Source organism: Acidovorax sp. LjRoot204, assembly GCF_056175785.1.
This window is the reverse complement of record NZ_JBGFFF010000296.1, coordinates 1-2,369: the sequence shown is the minus strand read 5'-3', so window position 1 is coordinate 2,369 and position 2,369 is coordinate 1. Positions and strand designations below refer to the sequence as shown.

General features: G+C 68.4%; 3 protein-coding genes. 2 read left to right on the top strand and 1 reads right to left on the bottom strand.

Features of this window, described 5'->3' with window-relative positions; genetic code table 11:
• The coding region (locus AC04MI_RS24690; RefSeq protein ID WP_476498984.1) for a LysR family transcriptional regulator at positions 1-336 on the bottom strand (336 nt) is incomplete at its 3' end.
• A gap of 123 nt (positions 337-459) precedes the next feature.
• Between AC04MI_RS24690 and AC04MI_RS24685 the strand changes: the two genes are divergently transcribed.
• Both AC04MI_RS24685 and AC04MI_RS24680 read left to right on the top strand, forming a co-directional pair.
• Positions 460-1,932, top strand: a complete 1,473-nt coding sequence (locus tag AC04MI_RS24685) for an amidase (protein WP_436079060.1) — start codon at positions 460-462, stop codon at positions 1,930-1,932.
• Positions 1,933-2,021: 89 nt separating this feature from the next.
• On the top strand, positions 2,022-2,369 hold a 348-nt coding region (locus AC04MI_RS24680; RefSeq protein ID WP_476498983.1), incomplete at its 3' end, for a Bug family tripartite tricarboxylate transporter substrate binding protein.

The following is a 2,369-nucleotide window of genomic DNA, read 5'->3' as shown; positions in this document are numbered from 1 at the left end:
GGGCAGGAACTCGATGGCAAAACCCGCAGAGCTGCAGATGCGCACCAGCCCCGTGCGCAGGCCCTGCAGTGCCTGGATGTCTGAGACCACGCGGTCGGCCTCCAGCGCGCCGCGCCGCGCATGGGCGGCCAGCAGCTCGCCCGCCGCGCTGGGCGCCATGCCCCGTGGGCGCCGGTCAAACAGCGGCACGCCCAGCAGGTCTTCGAGGGCGGCGACTTGGCGGCTCACGGCCGAAGGCGACACATTGAGGCGCGCGGCGGCCTCGCTGACCGAGCCGCTGCGCACCACCTCCAGAAAGTAGCGCAGCGCCGTGTCCTGCAAGCGGCTGGAAAGCATGGGGGCCTTTCGGGGTGTGGATTGCGTAAAACGCAAAGATAACCCCAGAAATCGTTGATTGTCGAAACGCAGCATGCTGCTTATGCTGACTCACCAATGACACATTCACCGGCCCCAGCCCCCATGTCTCCTGCAAACAGCGTCACCCCGGGTGGCACCCCCAGCCACATCGTGGACTACACGGCCGCCAGACTGTCGCGCGCCATCCATGCACGGGAGGTCTCCTGCACCGAGGTGCTGGACGCCTACCTGGCCCAGGTGGACCGGCTGAACCCCGTGGTGAATGCATTGGTGGCGATGGTGGACCGCAACGCCCTGCGCACGCAGGCGTCAGAGCGCGATGCGCAACTGGCGCGCGGCGAGAGCCTGGGCCCTCTGCAYGGGTTTCCGCAGGCACCCAAGGACATCATGCCCGCTGCGGGCATGGTCACCACGCGGGGCTCGCCCATCTTTGCCGGGCAGGTCTCGGCCACCGATGCGGTGGTGTTCGAGCGCATGCGTGCAGGCGGCGCACTGTTCATCGGCCGTAGCAACTCGCCCGAGTTTGGCCTGGGCGGGCACACCTACAACCCGGTGTATGGCACCACGCGCAACGCCCACAACCCGGCAGTGTCGGCAGGCGGCAGCAGTGGCGGCGCAGCCGTGGCAGTGGCCCTGCACATGCTGCCTGTGGCCGATGGCTCGGACATGATGGGCTCGCTGCGCACGCCAGCGGCGTTCAACAACGTATACGGCCTGCGCACCTCATTCGGCCTGGTGCCGCATGGGCCGACGGAGGAAGTGTTCTTCCAGCAGTTCAGCGTGGCCGGGCCCATGGCGCGCAACATCCCGGACCTGGCGCTGCTGCTGTCGGTGCAGGCGGGTTTTGATGCGCGCCTGCCGCTCACGCGGCGCCATGAGGACGTGGCCCTGCTGGGCCAGCCGCTGGAGCGCGACTGGCGCGGTGCGCGCATCGGCTGGCTGGATGACCTGGGCGGCCATTTGCCCACCGAGCCGGGCGTGTTGGCCACCTGCGAGCAGGCGCTGGAACACTTCCGCACGGTGGGTTGCACCGTGGAATCTGTGGCGCCCGCATTCAATCTGGAACAGCTGTGGAACGCATGGATCGACTTGCGCAGCTTCAGCGTGGCAGGGGCCAATGCGGCCTTGTATCGCAACCCGGCCACGCATGCGCTGCTCAAGCCCGAGGCGGTGTGGGAGATCGAGCGTGGCATGCGCCTGACGGCCCTGCAGGTGTACGACGCGGCCCGCGTGCGCAGCGCGTGGTACCAGGTGCTGCGCGGCCTGTTCGAGCAATTCGATTTTCTGGTGTTGCCCGCTGCGCAGGTCTTCCCCTTCGATGCCGGGCTGAACTGGCCCCACGAGGTCGGCGGCCGCACCATGGACACCTACCACCGCTGGATGGAGACCGTGGTGCCCGCCACCATGGCCGGCCTGCCCGCGCTGGCAGCCCCCGCAGGCTTTGGCCCCGGCGGCCTGCCTGCGGGGCTGCAGATCATCGGCCCGGCACAGTCTGACGCCGCCGTGCTGCAGATCGGCCATGCCTACGACCAGGCCAGTGGGTACGCGCGCCAGCGCAGCCCTTTGCTGGGGTGACCTGGGCCTCGCTGCTCGCCATTCCGTCTCCCACCGTGAACCCCCGCTACCCCCCGCTTTTGTCAACGTGCTTTCTGGAGAGCTTCACCATGCTGCGTTCCCGCTTCGTATCGAGTCTTCTGCTCAGCGCCCTGGTGCTGGGCGCGCCCGGCCTGGCGCAGGCACAGACTTACCCCGACCGGCCCATCAAGCTGGTCGTGCCTTTTGCCCCAGGCGGAGCCACCGACATCCTGGGACGTTTGCTGGCTACGGCCCTGGGAGAGCGTCTGGGGCAGCCCATGGTGGTCGAGAACCGGCCCGGCGCGGGCACCGTGGTGGCGGCGTCCATGGTGGCCAAGGCGCCCGCTGACGGGTACACGCTGCTGCTCGGGTCCAACACCACGCTCACCATGAACCCGGCCATCCGCACCAACCTGCCGTACGACCCCATCAAAAGC